Source organism: Paenibacillus sp. CB74 (assembly GCF_055687625.1).
Map to the genome: position 1 here is coordinate 5,091,605 of NZ_CM146009.1, position 22,796 is coordinate 5,114,400.

21 protein-coding genes are annotated in these 22,796 nt (G+C 46.2%); 7 read left to right on the forward strand and 14 right to left on the reverse strand.

Annotated elements, in window-relative coordinates; translation table 11 throughout:
• Positions 1-33: 33 nt before the first annotated feature.
• The 13 genes from ACX9NY_RS22530 to ACX9NY_RS22590 all read right to left on the reverse strand — a co-directional run bounded on the left by ACX9NY_RS22530 (position 34) and on the right by ACX9NY_RS22590 (position 13,468).
• A complete protein-coding gene (locus tag ACX9NY_RS22530; RefSeq protein WP_472475184.1) occupies positions 34-762 on the reverse strand; it encodes a copper homeostasis protein CutC in 729 nt (242 codons plus the stop codon).
• Between the two features lie 173 nt (positions 763-935).
• Entirely contained in the window at positions 936-1,976 is a 1,041-nt protein-coding gene (locus ACX9NY_RS22535) for a sialidase family protein (protein ID WP_472475186.1), read from the reverse strand.
• Between the two features lie 225 nt (positions 1,977-2,201).
• Complete coding sequence (locus tag ACX9NY_RS22540) at positions 2,202-2,393, reverse strand: hypothetical protein (RefSeq protein WP_339239064.1); 192 nt, start codon at positions 2,391-2,393, stop codon at positions 2,202-2,204.
• Positions 2,394-2,580: 187 nt separating this feature from the next.
• Complete coding sequence (locus ACX9NY_RS22545) at positions 2,581-5,364, reverse strand: glycoside hydrolase family 3 C-terminal domain-containing protein (protein WP_472475189.1); 2,784 nt, start codon at positions 5,362-5,364, stop codon at positions 2,581-2,583.
• 226 nt (positions 5,365-5,590) lie between these two features.
• Positions 5,591-6,679, reverse strand: a complete 1,089-nt coding sequence (locus ACX9NY_RS22550; RefSeq protein ID WP_339258292.1) for a low temperature requirement protein A — start codon at positions 6,677-6,679, stop codon at positions 5,591-5,593.
• A gap of 40 nt (positions 6,680-6,719) precedes the next feature.
• Entirely contained in the window at positions 6,720-7,676 is a 957-nt protein-coding gene (locus tag ACX9NY_RS22555; RefSeq protein ID WP_472475191.1) for a ring-cleaving dioxygenase, read from the reverse strand.
• A gap of 148 nt (positions 7,677-7,824) precedes the next feature.
• A complete protein-coding gene (locus ACX9NY_RS22560) occupies positions 7,825-8,052 on the reverse strand; it encodes a DUF896 domain-containing protein (RefSeq protein WP_339242865.1) in 228 nt (75 codons plus the stop codon).
• A gap of 252 nt (positions 8,053-8,304) precedes the next feature.
• On the reverse strand, positions 8,305-9,345 hold the full coding sequence (locus ACX9NY_RS22565) for an SPFH domain-containing protein (RefSeq protein WP_339258291.1): 1,041 nt from the start codon (positions 9,343-9,345) through the stop codon (positions 8,305-8,307).
• Between the two features lie 78 nt (positions 9,346-9,423).
• Positions 9,424-10,227 (reverse strand): TPM domain-containing protein, encoded by an 804-nt coding sequence (locus tag ACX9NY_RS22570; RefSeq protein ID WP_472475194.1) that lies wholly within the window; start codon positions 10,225-10,227, stop codon positions 9,424-9,426.
• Complete coding sequence (locus ACX9NY_RS22575; protein WP_472475196.1) at positions 10,224-11,255, reverse strand: TFIIB-type zinc ribbon-containing protein; 1,032 nt, start codon at positions 11,253-11,255, stop codon at positions 10,224-10,226. The genes ACX9NY_RS22570 and ACX9NY_RS22575 overlap by 4 nt, the downstream gene beginning before the upstream one ends.
• Positions 11,256-11,291: 36 nt before the next feature.
• A complete protein-coding gene (locus ACX9NY_RS22580) occupies positions 11,292-11,996 on the reverse strand; it encodes a PspA/IM30 family protein (protein ID WP_339258287.1) in 705 nt (234 codons plus the stop codon).
• Positions 11,997-12,193: 197 nt separating this feature from the next.
• Positions 12,194-13,147 carry an alpha/beta fold hydrolase gene (locus tag ACX9NY_RS22585; RefSeq protein ID WP_472475198.1) on the reverse strand — a complete coding sequence of 318 codons (954 nt, stop codon included), beginning with the start codon at positions 13,145-13,147 and terminating at the stop codon, positions 12,194-12,196.
• 102 nt (positions 13,148-13,249) lie between these two features.
• On the reverse strand, positions 13,250-13,468 hold the full coding sequence (locus tag ACX9NY_RS22590; protein ID WP_472475200.1) for a hypothetical protein: 219 nt from the start codon (positions 13,466-13,468) through the stop codon (positions 13,250-13,252).
• A gap of 224 nt (positions 13,469-13,692) precedes the next feature.
• Between ACX9NY_RS22590 and ACX9NY_RS22595 the strand changes: the two genes are divergently transcribed.
• From ACX9NY_RS22595 to pdxA, 4 genes are all read left to right on the forward strand, one after another.
• Complete coding sequence (locus ACX9NY_RS22595; RefSeq protein WP_472475202.1) at positions 13,693-15,375, forward strand: PrpR N-terminal domain-containing protein; 1,683 nt, start codon at positions 13,693-13,695, stop codon at positions 15,373-15,375.
• A gap of 167 nt (positions 15,376-15,542) precedes the next feature.
• Complete coding sequence (locus ACX9NY_RS22600) at positions 15,543-16,529, forward strand: 2-keto-3-deoxygluconate permease (RefSeq protein ID WP_339239051.1); 987 nt, start codon at positions 15,543-15,545, stop codon at positions 16,527-16,529.
• An 89-nt stretch (positions 16,530-16,618) separates the two neighbouring features.
• Entirely contained in the window at positions 16,619-17,914 is a 1,296-nt protein-coding gene (locus tag ACX9NY_RS22605) for a four-carbon acid sugar kinase family protein (protein ID WP_339239050.1), read from the forward strand.
• Entirely contained in the window at positions 17,911-18,912 is a 1,002-nt protein-coding gene (gene pdxA / locus ACX9NY_RS22610) for a 4-hydroxythreonine-4-phosphate dehydrogenase PdxA (RefSeq protein ID WP_339239049.1), read from the forward strand. The genes ACX9NY_RS22605 and pdxA overlap by 4 nt, the downstream gene beginning before the upstream one ends.
• A 215-nt stretch (positions 18,913-19,127) precedes the next feature.
• Here the strand turns inward: pdxA and ACX9NY_RS22615 are convergent, their stop codons facing one another.
• Positions 19,128-19,934, reverse strand: coding sequence for a hypothetical protein (locus tag ACX9NY_RS22615; RefSeq protein ID WP_472475205.1), 807 nt, complete (start codon positions 19,932-19,934; stop codon positions 19,128-19,130).
• A gap of 247 nt (positions 19,935-20,181) precedes the next feature.
• Between ACX9NY_RS22615 and ACX9NY_RS22620 the strand changes: the two genes are divergently transcribed.
• The 3 genes from ACX9NY_RS22620 to ACX9NY_RS22630 all read left to right on the forward strand — a co-directional run bounded on the left by ACX9NY_RS22620 (position 20,182) and on the right by ACX9NY_RS22630 (position 22,744).
• Positions 20,182-20,748, forward strand: coding sequence for a TetR/AcrR family transcriptional regulator (locus ACX9NY_RS22620; RefSeq protein WP_192136206.1), 567 nt, complete (start codon positions 20,182-20,184; stop codon positions 20,746-20,748).
• Positions 20,749-20,867: 119 nt separating this feature from the next.
• Positions 20,868-21,989, forward strand: a complete 1,122-nt coding sequence (locus ACX9NY_RS22625; RefSeq protein WP_472475207.1) for an ABC transporter permease — start codon at positions 20,868-20,870, stop codon at positions 21,987-21,989.
• Positions 21,989-22,744 carry an ABC transporter ATP-binding protein gene (locus ACX9NY_RS22630; protein ID WP_472475209.1) on the forward strand — a complete coding sequence of 252 codons (756 nt, stop codon included), beginning with the start codon at positions 21,989-21,991 and terminating at the stop codon, positions 22,742-22,744. The genes ACX9NY_RS22625 and ACX9NY_RS22630 overlap by 1 nt, the downstream gene beginning before the upstream one ends.
• The last annotated feature ends 52 nt before the right edge of the window (positions 22,745-22,796 follow it).

Sequence of the window (22,796 nt, forward strand, 5' to 3'; positions counted from 1 at the left end):
CCACCCTTGCTTTTTGGGCCGTTACGGATTACATTACGCATTACTGTCCATAAATGGCAGTGATGCCTGTAATAACTGCTGCTTGGCTTGAGCGATAAGCTTCGAATCTGCGGGATGGTCAAAGCTTCCTTCACGGCGTACACCTGATCCCATATGGATCTCCGTGATGCCCGTCTGACTCACTAACGTTTCAATTCCCTCTAAAGTAACTCCCGACCCTGCCATGACAGCGATGTTCAAGGTTTGCCCCAAATTCTGAAGATGTTTCAGCTCCAGTATGGCTTCAGGTGCTGTCCGTTTCCCTCCCGATGTAAGCACACGCTCCACATTGCCCAATGTGTTAATGGCCTTGAGCGCCCCAGTCAGACTTGCGCTCACATCAATTGCACGATGAAACGTAACGCCCAAACCCTCAGCTTCAGCCATACATGATTGCAAGCTGATGAGATCTACTTCACCCTCTCCCGTGAGGGCTCCAATTACGATGCCAGCGGCTCCCAGTTCCTTCGCCACCCGAACATCGCGGGCCATGGCGTGCATGTCATCTGCGCTATAGCGGAACGAGCGGCTATGGGGACGGATCATGACATACACCGGAATGGATACCTGGGACAACACATGCGCCATGACGCCATAACTGGGGGTAAGTCCCCCTTCAGACATCGCAGACACCAGCTCAATCCGATCGGCCCCTCCCTCCTCAGCTGCCTTGGCATCTTCCACATCCACAGCAATGACTTCCAATACAGGCTGTCTGCTCATAAAGTTCACTCCCTTCTTTCATATAAAATGTAGGGATGATACGTAATCGTAGGACATGCGCACATTGGAAATGATTAGCCCTCTTTCTCATCTGACCGTTCCACCATCCATGAACATTATTGTACGGGTACATTGCATCTCTCCATGACATATAGGACCGACAAAGTGCATCATCAGCGCTCCTGCGGCCCTTCTTCATCGTTATGAGTGACGGTCAGTTTCCAACATGCAATCCGATCCCTTTTCCACGTATAGGTGACATATAGAACCTTCCCCTGGGATACGATTGCCGGATACGAGTATTCCCCCGGTTCATTCTCCAGCACATATTCATCACCCCAGGTCTGACCATTGTCCCTTGAAAAAGTAATCACCAGCGGGGTTCGAGGACTCTCCGTTGTGTATCCACAGATTGGATTGTAGACAAGCGCAAGCAAGCCATACTCCATGCGTATGGCATCAATCCCACTATTGTTATTGGGTAGTTCTGTAGCGTAAGCTTCACACCATGTGCGTCCACCATCTAGCGAATCACTGCGATAAATAAACCCTTCGGTACTGCGCAGAAGCATGTGAACGTGCTCTCCACCAGAAGACCATAATGCAGGCTGGATCAGCCCCTTGGCAAACCAATGCTCAGACCCGACATAGGTGGACAGGTCCATCGGCACATGCGCACTCTTCGTCCATGTGACCCCGTGATCTGTAGAGATATCGACAAATGACTCCCAGATCTGCTTGCCTGATACCTCAGGGTCCAATCGTTCAATCGATCCAGGAGCCAGCATTGTTCCATCCGCCAACTGAATAGGTTTGTTCCGAACCGGCCCACGGCCACCAATATCTCCGGGCACCAGCTCCCGAGAAGCTGTCCACGTGTACCCACCGTCTACTGATTGAATGAAGCGGGTATGCCAGTCCGTAATTTCATGCCCTACTTTATAAAAGAGCATCAGTGAATCATTCTGTGCATATAGCACCGGGTTCCAGTGAGCTATACCTTCCTCATCTGCAACTTTGCATGGAACAGACCACGCTCCGTTACCACTCTGCCTTGCGAGCCAAATCGCTACATCACTCGCCTTCTCATGCTGACCTGCAAACCAAGCAACCAGCAAATCACCATCTGGTAACACAGCAACCGTGGACGCATGACTGCTCTGAAAAGGCTGACCTTCCTGAAAGATAAATTGTTTGTCCGCAATGATCTTCATGAATGGATTCTCCTTTGGGGGACCGGAATGGGTTAGCAAATAGAGAGTGCAACGTATTTTAAGTGCTTCGTTGAATCATTTTGTTATTTTTGTTATTTTTGTTATTTACAATGTTATTATCAATTAGCAATAGTCTAAAACGTTAGGTTCAGAACGTCAATACAAAAAAAGACACCCTTAGGGTGTCTTCATGTCTCGGATAAACTTAAGATTATCCGAGCTTTTCTATTTTTTACGCCGAGCCTTCGTCATTCGATTAAACATAATCAGTGCCGCAATGATCATGGCAATCATGGCAATATTACTTGCCACTTCTTGTGATAAGCCAAAAAGAACGCCCAGGTTAGTCACCAGACCTCTTACAATCAGCGCCACCACAACTAACAGGATCGGACTCATAAAATTATAATTTCTCATTCTTCGCAACACCCCTGACCCCATTGTTCAGAACTCCAAAATCCCATAACACTATCATAACAGCAGCTATTCCGTGTTACAACAAAGGACACCGCGAGCAGTGTCCTTTGTCATGTACCCACGTATTCTGCTTTTGATGAAGAACAATCTTATGATTGCTGCTATCACAAGATATTTCTGATTATCTCTACACCTGCTTGAATTCGATCCAATCAATCTGGAGACCTGGTTTGGTGAAGTCCAGTTTCAATTCATACAGTCCTGCTTCAAGGTCTACTTTGACAAGCTTCTGTCTGATCCATTTGCCTTCCGTACCATTCGTTTGAATGGTGGTTACCAACTGGTCATTCAGGAGCAGGTTACATGCACTTTGAGCCAGTTCCGGCTCAGGGGACATGATCTGTACAATAATCCGATAATGGCCAGGCTCGTCCACTTTCATATAAACCGGTTCAGCTACCGCAGGTTTCACCTGTGCATTCTCAACCAGAACCTGGGCCTGTGCAGCCGATAGGGAGGCATTCGCTTGGAACGAAGCTACGTTCTCCACGATCTCGTGTTTTCTATCGGACACCGGTGCATTCATGATGAATCTGCAGATGTTGATTGCCGAGCGTTGCAGTTCTCCGCGAGTCAATGTTCCATTTTCCAAGGATTCAATCGTGTTATCGTCCCAGCCGTTGATCTCTGCGCCGTAGTTCGGTACAACCATGTAGAGATCATTCTGCGCACGAATCATCCAGTTCGTGTATTTGCGATCCGCTTCTCCACCTTCGGTCACATCGTTCATAATGGCCCACCAGTCGGTCATGACGATACCCTCAAAATTCCACTCGCCGCGCAAAATTGTGGTATTCAGGTCGTAGTTCGATGCCGCCCAGTGTCCGTTAATCGGGTTGTAGGAGGTCATAATGGAGTTCGCTCCGCCTTCTTTTACAGCGATTTCGAACCCTTTCAGGTAAATTTCACGCAGTGCACGTTCGGAGACAACAGCATCCACTTTACTGCGGTGTTTCTCCTGGTTGTTGCAGGCAAAGTGTTTCAGTGTGGCATTGGAACCACCCTTCATAATACCTTTCGTACACGCTGCGGCAAATACACCCGAGATCAGTGGATCTTCAGAGAAGTACTCAAAGTTCCGGCCATTAAGCGGGCTCCGGCGGATATTCAGACCAGGTCCGAGCAGGGTATCCACCTGATTTCTGAGCAGTTCCTGTCCTTCCATCACATACAACTCTTCAACAAGCTCCTTGTTCCATGTCGCCGCAAGTAACGTACCAATGGATACCTGGGTTGCTTTCTCTCCACTGTCCATACGAATACCGGACGGGCCGTCTGCCGTACATGCTACCGGAATACCGTAGTTGAACAGGCTGTCGCTGACACCCCCAAATGCAGATGCCGTTCCCGAAGTAACGAGTGGACTGCTCATGCCTTCGCCACGGACAATCGCTGCCAGATCCTGATCATTCAATTGAGCGATGAAGGCTTCCAGACTCACTTTGCCAGCTTTAACGTCACTCAGCTTGTGGCCCTGGTTCCCCGTCTGCTCCAGCGTTTGCGGAAGATTCTGCTCAATCCGGTTCGCCATGGATATCTTACGTTTCGGTACTTCTGCATAAGTCAGTTCATATGATCCATCTTCCTTGCGCGCACCTGGTTTCATCCGTGTAAAATCTTCCGTTGGGGCCATCGCTTCTTGCAGCTGCTCCACCAATTGAAGGGATTCAATCACATATCCATCCTGACCATCGATGCTAACGTGCTGCACTTGTTTCACACTGGTTCCTACATGCAGCCGATATGTGCCTTCTTCCAGAACGTATGCGGAAGCATGACCTGTAACACCCGCATCATCGTAGGATGCCATGTCATGGATCGGGAAGCTGATCGTCAGAATTTCTGACTCGCCCGGCTGCAACAATCCCGTCTTGCCAAAAGCAACCAAAGCCTTCACCGGTTGTCCCAGTTTGCCTTGCGGGGCTTCATAATAGACTTGTACAACCTCTTTGCCCGCATATGTTGTACCCGAGTTGGTCACATTGACACGAACTTCAATGTAGGTTTCGCCGTCTTTGGACACAGATTTCGCTTCTTCATGCTGAGCCAAAAACGTCGTATAAGACAGGCCGTAACCGAATTCAAACTGAACACGCTCGGGTCGAAACGTTTCGAAATAACGATAACCTACATAAATATCTTCCTGATACAGGTTCTTGAACTCATTGCCGTAGTTGCTTGTCGAAGGATAATCTTCGATGGAATATGCAATCGTATCTGTCAGTTTACCGCTTGGTGTAACGTCGCCCGCCAGCACATCAGAAATCGCGTTGCCACCCTCCATACCGCCATGCCAGGAGTAAATTACGCCTTGGATTGGATGTAGATACGTTTCGTTTAACCAGCTCATGTCGATGATATTCGAGACATTCAGCACTACGATTGTATGTTCAAACTGCGAAGTGACTTGCTTCAACATCGCTTTCTCATCTTCGGTCAGTTGGTAACTTCCTGGCGCATCCGCATTATCCTGATCTTCTCCTGCTGTACGTCCAATTACGATAATGGCTTTGCTGGATTTGCTTCTGGCCTGTGCAACCAGTTCATCCGTCAAAGGCATTTCTTTCTGATTCCATGGCTCGGCCGCCCATACTTTTCCACCATCATCAAATGGGTTCTCTTCAATCCACTTCTCATAGACAGCTGCCAGTTCTTCGTTCACCGTTATATTCTTTTTGCCGCGCAGACCATCTAGCAGATTGGTTGTGTAGGCTACATGGACACTACCGCCTGAACCCGTGCCGCTGCGATAATAATTCACTTGAATCCGTCCAAAAACTGAAACGTTTTCGTTTTCACGAAGTGGAAGCACTTGCCCTTCATTTTTGAGTAAAACGGCTCCTTCAGCAGCAACCGTACGACTAAACTCTGCAAACCCTTCCAATGGAACTCCGATTTGATGTGTGCTCAATGATTTCCCTCCTGATTGTCATCCCCATATCTACGAACGAATAAGACCATTCCATATGATCTGGTAGATTCACTTGTACATAGTCTCATATTAACAGATTCTATCGCAGAAATTAAACTAGATTTGTGCTTAATTTATATTATTAAGGCTTGCCCACGATGAACGGCATAACAAAAAGCCACGGACACCTGCTGTCCGTGACTTTTCTTCTTTTTGGAACACTATATCAAGTCGTAAGTTTCGCATACACCAGAAAGAATAACATGTCTTCGCCCATGATGACATAACCCGGAACCCGGTAGACCAGATCCACAAGGACAAATGCCACCAGTAACCCTACCATGAACGCCAGATGGCGTGGACCCAGTCGCAGATGTGCGTGTCTGTAACGATGGAACACAAGTGAGGTCGACAAGAAATACAGTAGCGCCGATCCAAACACAAACCCTAGCATGAACACATAGTTTAACTGGTTCTGATATAACAGTTGAATTGAAGCAGCGATCATACTCATAGAGATGTAGATGAACAGATGGCCGTATATGATCGCTTGACCGGCAGTCTGAATCTCTTTGCTAACCTTTTTCTCCACGTTGTCGAAGTACTGCCACCACATCGCAATGACAAAGATGGACGTAAATGCGGCAAACAGGATGGATTTCATATCCCAATGGTCGGCTTGCAGCACAGCGATAATGCTTACCACCGATTCACCCAGCAGGATGAGTGTAAATAACGCGAAACGTTCCAACAAATGATGAGTCTGAACCGGTACTTTCACCAGATTTTTACGTCCGATCAACGGAAGCACAATGTCCACTGCAATTCCTGCATACAAAATCAAGTAGCGTAGCCAGGAATCGAAGAATAGTGAACCTGATGAGATCAATATACCAATGAGGAAACAGGTACCCAAGTAACGAGCCGCTTGCTGTTGATGCTCACTTTTCGACTTGTGAACCGTCAGATACTGTATCGCCGTAAACGCCCGTGAACCGATATAACCCACGAAGAAGGACAGGTAGTATTGGTCAAAATGGGTAGACAGGCTCGCCGTCATGACCATCACGGACAGGAGTTGAAGGATGAGAAATATTCTATGAATCAGGATGTCTTGACCATAGCGGTTAATAAACAAGGTCTGACCAACCCATGCCCACCAAACAGGGATGAAAATAAGCACAAACTTCATTAAGTATTCAAACGTAATTACTCCGTGTTCGGCATGTAACAAGACATGACCCGCCTTGGAGACCGCAGCTACGAAGAGCAGATCGTAAAACAGCTCCAGCCATGTAACCTTTTTCTCCATCATCCTTCGTTGCTCCTTAGATTTTATAGTAATAGAACTCTTCTTATTTCGCAGTTGTAGCAGGTTCGAGTGTTCTTACCACGATTGGTTGCAGATTGTCCTCGATTTGAGCGCGGTATTTCTCGAACCACTCTGGCAGCATCAATTTTTGTCCGAGCGAATCCGCAGGTTCATCTTTGGCAAAGCCCGGAGGATCGGTAGCAATCTCGAACAGGATACCGCCAGCTTCTCTGAAGTAGATCGCGTTAAAGTACTGACGATCCCGAACTGGCGTCGGTTGATACCCGTAATCACGTACAGCTTCACTCCACTGTGCATGTTCCACGTCATCAGTGGCGCGCCATGCAATATGATGCACCGTTCCAGCTCCACCCATGCCCAGAGGTATACGGGTCACCGGAACATCCACAACATTACCGATGTCTCCACTCGACCGGAAACGGGCATACTCTTCATTTTCACCCACTTTGACAAATCCCAAAATTTTCTCAAGCGCATCCATCGTTCTCTGCGGGTTTACACTGAACAGGACAGCACCGCCAAAGCCTTTGATGGCTTTATCTGTTGGAATTCCTTCGTGTGTCCAAGTGCTGGTTGCTCCCTCTTCCCGTTCAACAAGCTCAAGCCGCAGGCCTTCACTATCTTCGAATTGAAGCAGCTCTTCATTGAAGCGAGTTGTCTGAGTTACCTCAATGTTATACTGTTCCAGCCGGTTCTGCCAGAAGCCAATCGACCCAGGAGGAATGACATAGGAAGTGATACCGACCTGTCCTCCGCCAATTTTGCCCCGTGGTGATCCAGCGGATGGGAAGAAGGTAATGATGGTACCTGGGCTTCCATGTTCGTCTCCAAAATACAGGTGGTATACATCAGGTGCATCGAAATTGATTGTTTTTTTCACGAGACGCAGTCCCAGAACTCCGGCATAAAAGTCAACGTTGGCCTGTGGATCCCCTGCGAAAGCTGTAATATGGTGAATACCTGCTGTTTGAATAGTCATGATTAATTCCTCCTTGGTTTGGTAAGCATGTTTGGAATCTGCTAGGTGTTAGAGATCATTTGATAAATGAGATAGTTTAGATCGTTGATTCATTTATAGTAAGTTTGTATTATCTTTAAATTAAGATATATGGTCTGGTGAATGATTTCTATTTGTTATTTTGATTGGCCTGTTCTTGTTTCAATTTATCAGGAGTCACGTCATCGCCGTTCGGATCATAGATGGTTGCATTCAAGAGAATGTCGTTGACCGAACCGCGAAAAGTTTGCAGATATTCCTGGCGAAGATTAACCTGTTCCTCTTTCTCCATCTCCGTCAATCCGCCCTCTTTGGCTTTTCTTGCAAGTTCATTAATTCTGGTCAATGTTGGGATCATCATCTTGATCTCTCCTCATGTAATGGATTAAAGATATTTGTTTGTGTTGGGTTTTATATTCAAATTAAATATCTTAATTTAAAGATATATGATTTGTGATTAGTTGTCAACTGTTTTATCTAAACTACAATAAATAAATTGGCTTGCCGCTCATCACCCTGTTGTAATAACTATGCATCCCAACAAAAAAAAGGGCTAGCTCCGCAGTAATTTCACTTCCTGCGAACCTAACCCCTACCTGTGTTTATTTTATTAACCCAGCTTTTGACCACAGTTTGGACAGAAATTGGCGCCTTCATTCTTGGCTCCACAGTTCGGACAGAAGTTAGGCTTCTTGTTGCCCTCTGTAGATGGAGAGTTACCTGCATCACCGTTGCTATTGCCCGCTGGCTTCTGGTCCGCGTTCTGATTCTGAGACGAATTGGCATTGTTGTTGTTTTGGTTTTGGTTCTGGTTCATGTTCTTCATCATTTCATTGGCCATGTTCATACCCATCATCATGCCTGCCATATCCGAGGCCGCGCCGCCGCCCTGTACTTTACCGGATGAGATACCGTCTGTCATGCTGACCTGCTGATACTTTTGCAGATTACCAATCATCTCATGGGAAGCGGTCTTCGTAATCATATCCTGAATCTCTTTTGGATAATTGAAGCTCATTACCTGGAATCCGGTAATCCCAATGCCGATGTCCATCATCTGCATATCCAGATCTTCCTGAATCCCTTTGGCAATATCCGATGCATTGGCCTGCAGGTTAAACATATCCTTCCCTTCACGGCTAATCCACTTCATTAGAAGCTGATCCAGCACGGAAGTAATACGGATTTTTACATCCTCCACCAGATAACTCTGCTTGATGCCTGCAATCTTATCGATCAAGGTCACATAGTCACTCACTTTGAAGTTAAACGTACCATTGGCCCGAATCGGCATTCCACCCGGGAGTTGTGGTGTCGGAATTAATACCGGACTTTGCGTGCCCCAGCGCACGGTAAACTCTTTGGTATTTACAAACAATACTTCGACTCGCATGCCGCTGTTGAATCCGAACTTGAACCCTTTTAAGGTAGAAAGAAACGGAATGATCTCGGAATCGATATTAAATGATCCTTCGTCCTCAAAAATCCCTTCCACTTTACCGTTATTCAGGAAAATGGCGTCCTGACCAGAACGGATGATAAGTTTACTCCCCTTCTTGATCTCCCGGTTGCTCCACTTCCAAAATATCATGTCATCTCTAAACTCTTCCCATTCCACCACATTCGAAAACTGATTTCTGAAAAATCCCATACTTGTTCCCATCCCTTCTATTAGAAAGCATTGTGTACCCAACATGCCTGCATTAAGTTATTGCGAATGTCCGTGATGCTAGAAAGATCGGCTGCTACCGCTATGGGAATGACCACCCCGGGTTGTGCCTCCGCCCCCTCCACCGCCACCGTTGTTATTGTTTTTCTCAATCTTGCGTTTGGTGACTGTTGTACGAATGTACCGATCCTGACGATCAATTACACTGGAATTACTGGAATCCTCATACGTTGCACGATTGACTGTGACTCGCCCACCAGAACGATAGGTCATTACACCAACTACAATTCCTCCGATTGCCACGGATACAGCAAGTTGAAACCACGTATTGAAGAGGATATTATCCGGATTGACCCCGGGTTTAAGATCCATATATTCGTAGGAGAGCTCCAAATATTTTTCAAAAGCCAATCTATAATTTCCGTCCGATACATCTGGGGCAATTTTGGCCGTAATTTTATCGGCTCTACCATTGTCGATATACTCTTCCCCTTTGTAAAAACCAGCCAGATACATCTTCCGATTGTACATGTCTATTGTAAGAATAACTGCGTTTCCATGCTTTTTATCGTAACCAAATCCTTGATCGTCATAAAAATCCTCGGTAAGCAGTATTTCACTTTTATGCTCCTCGTTATTGGAGGTATATATAACAAAGTCCGTCTGCCGTTCCGCGCCATACTGATTCGCAAGTGCATTCAGCTCAACCTTATCCTGCTCACTTAGCAGGTTGGCCTCATCGTAGATGAGATTTTTGCTCTCCGCTGCGGATGCCGATGACATGGGAATCAACGGAGCGACAAGCGTTACCATTAGTAAAATGAGTGTAGCCATCACGATGACAAGAGGGGTTCTTTTTCTCATAAGAATCCACCTCCCATCATCCAGGAGACCAGCTTCAGTGACAGCAACGAGACGGCAGATACTCCTGCGAACCATCCAGCCACTTTGGCTTTGCTGATCGGCGGTTTACCGACCACTTTACCTGTCTGTCCATTCATGGCAAAGGTATACTGTGCCCGATTGTAGTCATAGTTGACCATCCACACCGGGAGCAGCACATAGTCCGCATGTTTGAGCGTGGTATCAATCTGTTTATCTGTATAGCTCACGCTGCTATAACCAGATACGGTTGAGGCAATATAAGAATCAATGTAAGATCTCGTCTTATCCTTGGCCCGTGGAAAAAGTTCCTCGTCCGTATAGCTATACTTTTCCGCAATATACCCCGCCAGATACGGGGTCTTGAACGATTTCAGCTGATTATATGGAAAAGGCTCCAGCTTATCCATCAGTTCATCCTTCATTTTCTCCGATGCATCGATGGGCAGATTCACGTAATTCAGCCGAATTCGGCGATATATATCGAAATGCTGTGTTTCCGTGTAATGGTAGTCGCCCTGGGTGTAGGATCTGACCTTGGTGCCACGGCCATGTACTTCGATCTTGTTATGTAATTCATACAACCAGAACGGTACGTACATGCCGGTAATGCTCTGAATTCGATCGGCGGACATGAAGCCAGTTGGCGTTAACAAGCCGTTTTTGCACCACTTTTTGAAAGCCTGTTTGGCTTGATCCTTGTTGATCGAAAAGGGGATCACCATCGCGGGGGCAAGATTGCCCGTCAGCCGATCACTGAGTACAACCGCTGCACCACAGAAACTGCATGTCGTCGCACTCGTCTCCGGCTCTGTCACAATGTCAGCTCCGCAGCTGTTACAGTGGTATTCCTTGACCTCATTTTCGGTGAATACTTGTCTCTTCAATGGATCGGGAATCTGCTCTATGTTGTCCTGGCGGCCGCAGCTGGGACAGGATAGTGCACCTGACACACTGTCAAAGATCATACCACTGCCGCAGTTGGGACATTTATATTCAATAACCGGCATCTGCTCACCTCAATGTTAACGAAATGGTGTAACGTATTATTTATTCTTCAGCTTCTCCTGAATCGCTGCGAGTTCTTCATCCGCACTTGGCGAAGCATGTTCATTATTACCCGCATCTGCGTTCATGTCCCTCTCGAGCTGGGCGATTAATTCGTCCAGATCATCTTCCTGTGCTCCAGCACGCAGTTCTGCCAACGCTTCTGCTTCGTTCAATGCCTGGTTGGCCTTGTCTTCCATGGCCTTCAATGCGGCATCAGCCTTGCCCGCAGATGCATTCCGTTCATTGGTCTGTTGCTGCGCCTTCGCATCTGCCATGCGTCCTTTCAGTTCGGCATGCCGCGCTTCCAGTTGCCCCAGATCGGCAACCAGCTTATCGTTCATATGCTTCATCATCTTGGCTTTGGCGGAAGCACGTTCATAGGCAGCCTGTAATTCGTTTAATTTGTCAGCCAGCTTCACTTTCTTCTCCAGAAAATTACGTGCCTTGTCTTCATCTCCGGACTCCGCCGATTTCTCTGCGTACCGCTGTAACTTCTTGACCTCGGCGCTGCACTCATCCAGTGCTCGCTTCGCCCGGCTCTCATCCGACAACACCGCCGTCGTCTCGGCCTTCACCTGCCCCAGATCACTGCTCAGGTTGCGCATATACTCATTCACACTCTTCTCCGGGTCTTCTGCCCGAGACAGCATGTGGTTCACATTCGCTTTCATCACGTCTCTAAACCTCGATAAGATTCCCATTACGTGTTCCTCCTCCGAAAAGTTCATATGTATACTATAATACATGAATACGCCCACATACGTTTCACATTTCACGATGGCAATTGGAGTCCATACGATCCAAATTTACACGATCATAGCGCAAAATAAGAAAAGACGAGCACCTGTAGTGTCGTCTCATGATCCGAAAACCCTCTCCTAACTCTCTTCTTCCCTTTTCACAGTTCATTAATGAATTTCATGCTCTCCTCTGCGATCCGATCTGGATCTGTATTATGTATATAATGATTGCTATCTAGAATCTGATATTGTCCCATTTTTACAGACTCGATATAACTTATTAAGTACGTTTGCCAATTCTCAACGGGCAACTCTTTTCCATTAGATATAAAGAAATACATCGGTACATCCGGAATTCCTAGCTTTGCAACCTTTGCTGCATTCTGTTTAATCATTCTAACTTCTTCATTCATGTTCGATGTCTGGGTGTTCTTGTAGAACAATGCCCGATACATTACCTCTTCCTGAGTAGACAGATGATTCTCCTTAATTGCAGCGGATGAATCCACAATCCCAGGGAAAAAGCGCGTAATCCCCATTCGTGCTCCCAAACTTGTAACGCTCATCATACCGCTCGAGGGCAAAGGATATGCTTCATATACTTCTGGAATGGTAGGATCCAATCCAATGATCGCCTTCACTTCGTTTGGATACCGTTGTGCCCAATATAGGGCTTCAATGCCTGACATGGAATGTGGAAACAAAACATACGGTGGATTCTGACCCGACAAAGTCAGAGCTGTTCTGGTTTCTTCCAATATCGTATCTATATCACGGGACACCTTCGCCGTTTCACTGAATCCGTAGCCCGCCTTCTCAATCACAGCAATTTTGTATTGTTCCGACAATCTGGAGTAGAGCGCCTTAAAATCCAATACAGGTGCGGATGTGCCACCACCCGACAGAAAGACCAACGTTTGTGATCCAGCGCCTTCGGTATAGACGTGCATCTGGTGATTATTTACGTTAACTTTTACACCTGGTGGCAACAGAATAGCCAACTCACTCCTGAGTTTAATCGTATGATTCGTGTAACTAATTATAATGAACAATAATATGATACCTAATGTTGCCAAGGCGCCATACCCAAATCTCTTCAACACAATTCTCATGAGCTCCCCCCAAAATAATAAACATTTCTATTTATTTTACCATGTATTTTGGAAGGTGTATGGCGCTTTAACCCTTTGCCTAAATCATCATACTTGACCGATCTATAGCTCAACCGGAAGGCTCTCCACCGCGGTGAAAAACACATCCAACAGCTCAACATTGTACACTGTACGGATGTATTCTTCGATCTGGGCTAAATCCTCTTCCCGTTGATATTCCAGACATGGACGGCCTTCACTCCACAGGACTCTGCACGGGAACTTTGCGACAACATCCTTAATGATGTGATCTGGCTCAGCTACTTTATGAATGTCTCCCATATAAAACTCCTCATTTCTCTATACTTAGCGTGTGCAATGATCCATTAATTTTGAAATAGTTAAGGATTCGATTCAGTGCACTTCATCACATTTCACTTGGTGAGTTAAGCCATATCCATATCCATTTTTCGGATGTAGCCGTGTTGATTCCCCCCATAGGTGCCATTCCTTCGCAAGTTGGCTATAATAGGGGGATCAAAGTTTTCGATAAAGGCAGGAAAATTATGCGTACACGAGTTCACTTTATTGCTCCCTACGAATCGATGATTCCTATTATACAAGAGTGCATTCCCCGTTTTCCCCAGTTAACCATTCAGACAGACGTGGGCGACTTGGCGAAAGGCGTGGAGCTAGCAACCCAAGCTGAGAAAAATGGGGCAGAGATTATCATCAGCCGCGGCGGTACCGCCCAATTGATTAAAAAAGCAGTGACCATTCCCGTCATTGATGTGCAGTTATCGGGTTATGATATGATTCGTTCACTCACCCTGGCAAGCCAGTTTAACGGTCAGACAGCGATTGTTGGTTTCTCCAACATCACCTCTGGTGCACAATCGATTATTGATCTGATGGATCTGCCCCTCAAGGTCTATACCATACATAGCTCGGAAGATGTGGCACGATTGCTCCTGGAGTTGAAAGCTTCCGGGTACCGCCAGATTGTCGGGGATGTGATCACCGTCAACACCGCGAAGACCTATGGTCTGGAGGGATTGTTAATCCAATCCGGTCAGGAATCCATCCTTAGAGCGATGGCAGATGCGCAGTTGGTCTACCGTTATTTGAGCAAAAATCATGCGATATCGATCATACTGAATGACCTGGTTACACGGGAACATCCGAATTTGCTTATTTTAAATGAACGGAATGAAGTCGTATTCGAGAACCTGACCGACTTTGAGAACAATCCGCTGACCGAAAATCACATGTATCTGACCAACACGAGTCTGGAATTCCACCAATCCCAGGTCCAAAATGTGTTCATGGTGGACGATTACCAGCTCACGGTTAACGCCTATGAAACGACCCTGGACAACAAGAACTACAAGGTATACATGCTGGAAAAAGGACAACCCTATGCCTTTGCACAATTCGGCATAACAACGTTCACGGACGCATCGATGGAGCCTATCGTTGCCGAATCCCCTGCCATGCAGGCGGTATTAAAGAACATTCGGGCACTTTACGAGAATCATGAACCGATCTATCTGCTAGGTGAAGCGGATTCCGGTAAATCTTTTCTAGTCAAACATATTCATCAGATGTACTCTGCCGGCGGACTGTTATTACAGATCGATCTCTCACAAGTGCCTTCCGGTCATTTGCACAAGATACCACTCGCCAAGGTTCGAAATGTAGAGATTAACCACATGGAGACACGTATGGAAGATCCGGAGTTGCTCTCCTTTATCCAGAGCTGCCTTCATAACCGGATTGGGGTGTTTATACTTGGGGAGCAGGCATTGAACCCACATTGGTCACTCGATCTGGAGCTTAATACAATCATGATGCCAAATCTTGCGGATAGACCAGAAGATCTGGCCCCACTGATGCAGCATTTTCTTACGGGATATTACCAGAAGTACGGAACTACTGCGGTTAGAATAAAAGAAGATGCACTGCAGCTGATCCAAGAACAGATCACACATATGAATGTCAACCAACTGAAACATCTGATCAAGCAGGCTGCACTCAATGAGCAGGAGTATGTCATCTCCACCGCTACCTTATCCCGCTTGCTGGATCAGCAACCTTCTTCAAGTCCAATGAAGTTGAACGGTACGCTGAAGGAGATCGAAAAAGAAGTGATTCAGATTGTGCTTCAGGAGGAAAACAACAATCAATCGAAGGCTGCGGAGCGTCTGGGGATTAACCGGGCCACATTATGGCGTAAACTTAAAGATTAACTTTAAGTTTGCGTCTTTTTTATCGCCTTGTTGTGTTGCATTTTTAAACACTATAATACTTATTTAAAATTTACAATAATTTATTGTTGCTATATTAAACGATATGGGATAATATAATCCCTGCAAGCGCTTCATAAAAACGATTACTTCATAAGGAGCTAACTACTATGAACATTAAAGCAACTTTAGATCGCATCCCTGGCGGTATGATGGTTGTCCCCCTGCTGCTTGGTGCAACGATCAATACATTCTTCCCGAATGCTCTGCGCATTGGTGGATTCACGGAAGCTCTCTTCGTTAATAGTGCCAGTACGCTGATTGCGCTGTTCCTGTTAATTGCCGGTACACAGATTACGTTCAAAACGGCAGGTTCATCTGTCGGCAAAGGTTTGACCTTGCTTACGTTCAAATGGGTGATTGGTGCAGGCCTTGGTTTTATCGCTATTTTGTTTGCGGATTCAAGCGGTTTATTCCTGGGTCTGGCCCCACTTGCCATTATCGCTGCGATGACCAACTCTAACGGTGGTCTTTACATCGCACTCGCTGGTCAATACGGTAAAGAAGATGACAAGGCAGCTTACCCTTTCCTCGCGCTCAGTGATGGTCCATTCCTGACCATGGTAGCGCTCTCGATCTTTGGTGCAATGGGCTTTGCGAACGGCATGTTCTCCCCGATGGCATTCGTTGCTGTATTGCTTCCACTCATCGTTGGTGTCATTATTGGTAATCTGGACCGTAATCTGGGGGATTGGCTTTACAAAGGCAGTGACAAACTTGTTCCGTTCTTTGCATTCTCCCTGGGTATGGGAATCAACTTCTCCTCCATCATCCAAGGTGGTCTAGGTGGCATTCTGCTTGGTGTTCTAACCGTGCTTCTCACAGGCGGAATCGGATACTTCTTGTTCAAAGCCATTGGCTGGAACCCGATTGTTGGTGCTTCCGAAGGTTCAACAGCCGGCAATGCGGTAGGTACACCTGCTGCCATCGTGGCTGCTAATGCTTCATTTGGCCCGATTGCGGAGATTGCTACGGTGCAAATTGCGGCGAGCGTTGTAACGACAGCTATCCTGTTACCGATCTTCATCGGGTTCCTCTCCAAACGACTGGAGAAATCAGGTGGCGTCGAGAAATACAATCAACGACCAACCACATAAATGATTTTGATCTGATCTGATGAATTTAATTGACAATCTAATCCGAACGGACTTTTTATAAAATTGTGCTTACAAGGAGGGATGACTGCATGAAATTAGCCATTATTGCAGATGATTTGACCGGTGCCAATGACAGCGGGGTGCAGCTTGCCCGCCATGGCTTGAAGACCAGTGTTCTTTTTAATATGAATGAAGAACCTCTTACACAATACGATGCTGTCGTCTTTGATACAGATAGTCGTTCCATATCTCCGCAGGAAGCGTATGAACGTGTATATCGGGCTGCTGAGTTGCTAACGAATAATGGATTTGAGACGATTTTCAAAAAGATGGACTCCACCATGCGCGGCAATATCGGCATCGAGATTGATGCTGTGTATGATGTAGTTAAGCCTGATTTTATGATGATTGCTCCAGGATATCCGAAAAATAACCGGACTATTCTGGACGGAATTCATTACCTGAATGGCGTTCCACTGGCAGATACTGAAATTGCCCATGATCCGAAGACACCTGTAACGATTTCCTACCTTCCGGACTTATTGAAACTTCAAACCAAGTACGAAGTTGGCGAGATCACCGTCGCCGATCTGGAAGCCGGCCAGCATCATCTTTGTGCCAAGCTGAAACAGTTGAAGGAAAACAATACTCCTTACGTCCTGGTAGACTCCACCGAGGAAAGCCATCTGGAGCTGGTACTACAGATGACTCGCGAGTTGGATTATACCTTTGCCTGGGCAGGCTCAGCGGGTATTGCCAACTACCTCCCTGCTCACTTTGCACTTGAATCCAAGTCTACCGCGCTAACCATACCCGAGAATCCGGGTCCAATCCTGACGGTGGTGGGCAGTGTAAACAAAAATTCGCGCGAGCAGTTGAGTCGCTTGCTGCGCAAATCCCGCGTGGCTTCTGTCTCCTTCCACTCCTTCAAAGCGGTATCCGCGACCGCAGACCGTGCAGAAGAGATGGAACGTGTCTATAACGAGGTCCGCGACAAAGCGCTGGAAGGACAAGATGTCGTCCTTTACTCCACCGCTGAACAGATTGATATTGAATTGGCTCGTGCCACGGGCGAAGTTCGGGGACTTAATCACACCGAAGTTAGCAATGAAATTGTACTCGCGATGGGTGAGATCTGTGCCAGACTATTGGAAGAGGGACTGTTCAAGGGTGTCTCCATGACTGGTGGCGATACGGCAAAACAAATCTGTCTGAAATGGAATATTAGCGGCTTCGAGCTGCTGGATGAGCTTGAAATCGGCGTGCCGATCTCCAAGTTCATAGGCATTGATGATCTGCATGTGATTACCAAGGCAGGCGGATTCGGCAAACCAGATGTCTTTATCCATGCGATTCAAAAATTAAAAGGAGGTATTCTCGTATGAAACCTACAATCGGAATTACGATGGGCGACGCAGCAGGTATTGGACCGGAGATTATTATGAAAGCACTGGGTCATCAAGAGATGTATGATCAGTGCAATCCACTCGTGATTGGTGATGCGAAGATTCTGGAGCGCGTACTGCCGATCATCGGCTCAAGCCTGAACGTTAACGCGATTCAAGAGCCTTCCGAAGCCAAGTATGAATTCGGTACTGTAGATGTGATTGATTTAAACCTTGTCCCTGCGGACTTGGAATACGGCAAAGTATCTGCCGTGGCTGGGGATGCAGCATTCCAGTTTCTCGCCAAAGCCATTGATCTGGCCAAAAAACACCAGATTCACTCCATCTGCACAGCACCTTTGAACAAGGAAGCCCTGCATCAAGGAGGGCACCTGTATCCAGGACACACCGAAATTCTGGCGGACCTGACGGATACGCAGGACTTCTCGATGATGCTGACGACGCCTAATCTGAGAGTCATTCACCTGACGACACACATGGGTCTGATTGATGCCATCGCGAGTATCAACCCGGAAAGAACCTACACCGTTGTGAAGCTTGCCCATGATACGTTGAAAAAAGCAGGCTTTGAGAATCCGCGCGTAGCCGTATGCGGAATCAATCCTCATGCCGGAGAGAACGGACTGTTCGGCAACGGAGAAGAAGAAGAGAAGCTGCAGCCCGGCATTGAGCGTGCGCAGAAGGAAGGCATTAACGTTGTTGGTCCACTCCCGGCGGACACACTCTTCTTCCGCGCTGGCCGCGGCGACTTCGATATTGTTGTAGCTTGCTATCACGACCAAGGCCATGCGCCAATTAAGGTAATGGGCATCGAGGAAGGCGTGAACATCACCGTTGGTCTGAAGGGCGGCATCATTCGTACGTCGGTCGATCATGGTACAGCCTTCGACATCGCGGGTAAGAACATCGCCGATGACAAAAGCATGCTGGCTGCCATCCGCTCCGCCATTGAGCTGGCACCGAAGGATCAGGGATAACACCAAGATTCATCCGGTACATGCGTGAGTCTGATCGTGATCGTAAGATCAATTGCAGATGTATCGGTATATCGTTGGTATTCGATAAATAGAAAGAAAAAGGCAAACCCTTTGTTAGTTCATGGGTTTGCCTTTTTGTATGTGTCATCCACGCCAACCTATCTCAAGGGAACATACGCTTATTTTTATCACCCACCGTGTCCAACCCCAACCATCTAGGCAAAAAACCAACTTAGAATAATAATTCCGAGCCAGATGAAAAAGGAGGCCCCGCAAGCAATAATTTCATAGAAATGAATCTGAAACAGCCTGTACGCACCTTGATCTGTTTGGCGAAGCCCGAAGAAATCACAATGCTGATTGATATAGATCAGTCCGCAAGCAAAGACTAGACCTGATAATATAACGGCAGAAGTCGGTAGACTCATGACATAGAGCGGATTCCCACCTGTATCAAAGCTGATCTCCCACCCGAACCATTTTGAAATCAGGAATGTAAGCACAATGAGTAGAAACACAAGAAGTCCTAGACTAAAAGGATGTTGCCTGTAATCAATCAGACGCATAAAGGTTTGCATAAAATGACTTTCAGGCTTTAAATCCTCCTCTTGCTCCTTCAGGTCTCCCCTGTCATCATTCATAATGTAGAAAAACGAGAAGCAAATGATGCCCACGAATATGGTGATCTGTATCATACGTAAAGCCAGACCGAGGTGAAAGACAGCGATAACTGCATGGATGATTAGGAGAGACAAAATCAGTCTGCCGCCTACAGCCTCTCGGTCTTTCCACATTCGATTCACGAATTGCTGTGCTGGCACCCTCTCAGCATGTATTTCTTGAACTTCATCCTTCATTGGAGCCTCTTGCTTCCGTTTATGCTGAATCATGATATAAGCGAATATCATCATGCATAATCCGATTGCCAAAAGGGCCCATGCTGATCCAGGGTAGAGATCATAAGAGTCAGCTACATCCACGATCCACAACCCATCCAAAGTGACGATAAAAATACCTAACATAAGTAGATAAGGTGCTGCTTTATAAACGATTTATCTTCACTCCTTTGTTACAAGTTACAAGCATTATGGAAAGTGATTATTTTTACCCTGACAGGGACAGGGGTGAATCTATGTTCAACAGCTCACATAGGAGCTTATGTTATGTTATGCTAAACTGAATATATATCGGCGAAATCCAAAGCATCACATATATAAGGTATTATGAATACAATACAGATTTTATAGATGAGAAAAAGGAAGAGATTCAATGGGAAGAAAACAATCTTTTACCGAAACAGAACTACTGGATACAACCAAGAAATTAATTCTGGAGCATGGTTACGACGGTTTTCATCTCAAGCTGCTCTCACAGCATCTCTCCGGAGCACGAAGCACGATATATCAATATTACGCCAATAAAGAAGAGATTGTTGCTGCTTGTATGAAGCGTGTAATAGCAACCGTGTTGGAGAATTCATTGGCCGTTGATGAGACTGATCCCATGGATGCTCTTGAGCAACTGCTTCTGATCTACGCAGAAGAATCGACGCTCCATCAACTTCTGGGAGATGCCAGCAAAATTAATACGACTAATTCTGCTGCGGCAGCGAGAGATCTTGAATTCATTGAGGAAGCACATCAGACCCTCAAAATTCAATTATCACGCTTATTTGAACGCGCACAGCAGGATCAGGCCCTCCGGCAAGATATCCCTCTACCTGTACTTGTTGGTGTATTCTTCAACTTGATTAATACGCCTAACATGATGAATATCCCTACGCCTGATTGGGGAAAGCTGCTGTTCCAAATGTGGATCGGAGGAGCCAAGAGCTAACTCTGTTCTTGGATTTAATTTGACACAAGTGTCATTTATGTCGTTTAATGATGAAGACCGCGTGGCCGCGCATCTAATTTGACACATGTGTCAAAAAAAGAGAAGGAGTTGAACAGATCATGTTTTTAGCGATGAAGGAGCTAATGCATAGTAAAATAAAGTTTTTGATGATTATCATCATCTTCGTACTTATGGCATGGTTGGTATTTATTTTATCCGGTCTGGGAAATGGATTGTCTACACTAGCCGCATCAACATTCAAGACCATGAAGGCTGAGTATGTCATCTTTGAAGAAGGGGCTCAGTCTTCCATGAGCAAGTCACTGCTGTCGGATCAACTGGTGGCGAAGGCGGAACAACTTCCTAATGTGGATGCTGCATCACCTATGGGTAGTTCAATGGCAACAGCAATGAAAGAAACGAGTACCAAGAATGAAGATAAAGTCGATATAGCGATTATAGGAATTAACCCAGGAAGCTTCCTGGAGCCAGCAATTGTAGAAGGTGAAAGCCTGTCTTCCGAGAATCCCACCGGGGTAGTTGTGAATTCGACCCTAAAAGATGAGGGCTATAATATCGGGGACACCTTTCAACTGGATGGCACGACGGAATCATTGACCATTATCGGATTTGTGGAGAATCAGACTTATAACCACGTTGCATCCGTATTTACGCCAATGGCTGAATGGCGGAAGATTGCCTTTGCGGCTCCAGGTTCGGATAAAGGAATTGAAGGACCGGTTAATGCGATCATGTTACAAGGCGAGAATATTGATCCAGAAGCTATAAATAAAGAGTTATCCAGTACGGATACCGTTACCCGGTCGGAAGCTGTGCAAGGCATGCCAGGATACAAAGAAGAGAACGGAACGATTCTGATGATGCTTGCCTTTCTGCTCGCGATCTCTGCATTTGTACTCGGGGTATTCTTCTATGTCATTACGATGCAAAAGACCAACCAGTTTGGCATTATGAAAGCGATCGGTGCCAGCAACCGTTTCTTGGGAAAAGCCATTATCTCGCAAGTGTTTGTCCTTTCCCTGACTAGCATTGTTGTTGGAATCTTGCTGACTTATGGGACAGCAGCAATTATGCCAAAAGGAATGCCATTTAAGCTGGAGACCAGCCTTGTCTTCAATTATTCTATTATCCTGCTGGTTATCGCTATGTTAAGTTCACTGGTATCTGTTCGCAAAATTACGAAGATTGATCCGCTTAAGGCGCTCGGGAGGGTTGAATAATGAGTAAGGGATTGCACATGCGGGAAGTCACCATGTATTATGCCGAAGGAAACAATCGGATCACCGCGCTCGATCATGTATCCATATCCGTGGAACCGGGGGAATTTGTTGCTGTCGTTGGACCTTCTGGTTCTGGTAAAAGTACATTCTTGTCTATTGCTGGGGCCATGCTGAAAGCCTCCGAAGGAGATATTCAACTAAACGGAAATCATATTTCGAAGCTTACGGAGAAAGAGCTATCTACTATACGGCTGCAAGAAGTTGGATTTATTATGCAATCTTCCAATCTAGTTCCCTATCTAAATGTTCTCGATCAACTGTTAGTTGTAAAAAGAATGGCGGGAACGGTCAAAAAAGAGGATAAGGCATTTGCCACCAAACTGCTGGAAGAACTGGGGCTGGGTTTGAAGTTGAAAAGTTTTCCCGAAGAGTTATCCGGTGGTGAGAAACAACGGACAGCCATTGCGCGTTCATTAATGAATAATCCCAACATCATCTTGGCCGATGAACCAACCGCCAGTTTGGACACCAAACGAGCCCATGAAGTGGTTAGTCTAATCGCGCAAGAAGTGAAATCACGCCAAAAAGCGGCCATTATGGTTACCCATGATGAGCGTATGCTTGAATATTGTGACAAGGTCTATCGAATGTATGATGGCGGTCTGTCCCTAGCCAAATCAAATGGACTGAATCCTATCCATGTCGTTAACTATTATTTTCATAAAAATCTTCTGTCCAGAAAAATAGCCCGTTAACTAGCAAGCTAAGCCTGTCCATCACTCCGCTTGTTATCTCACGCTAGGCGCC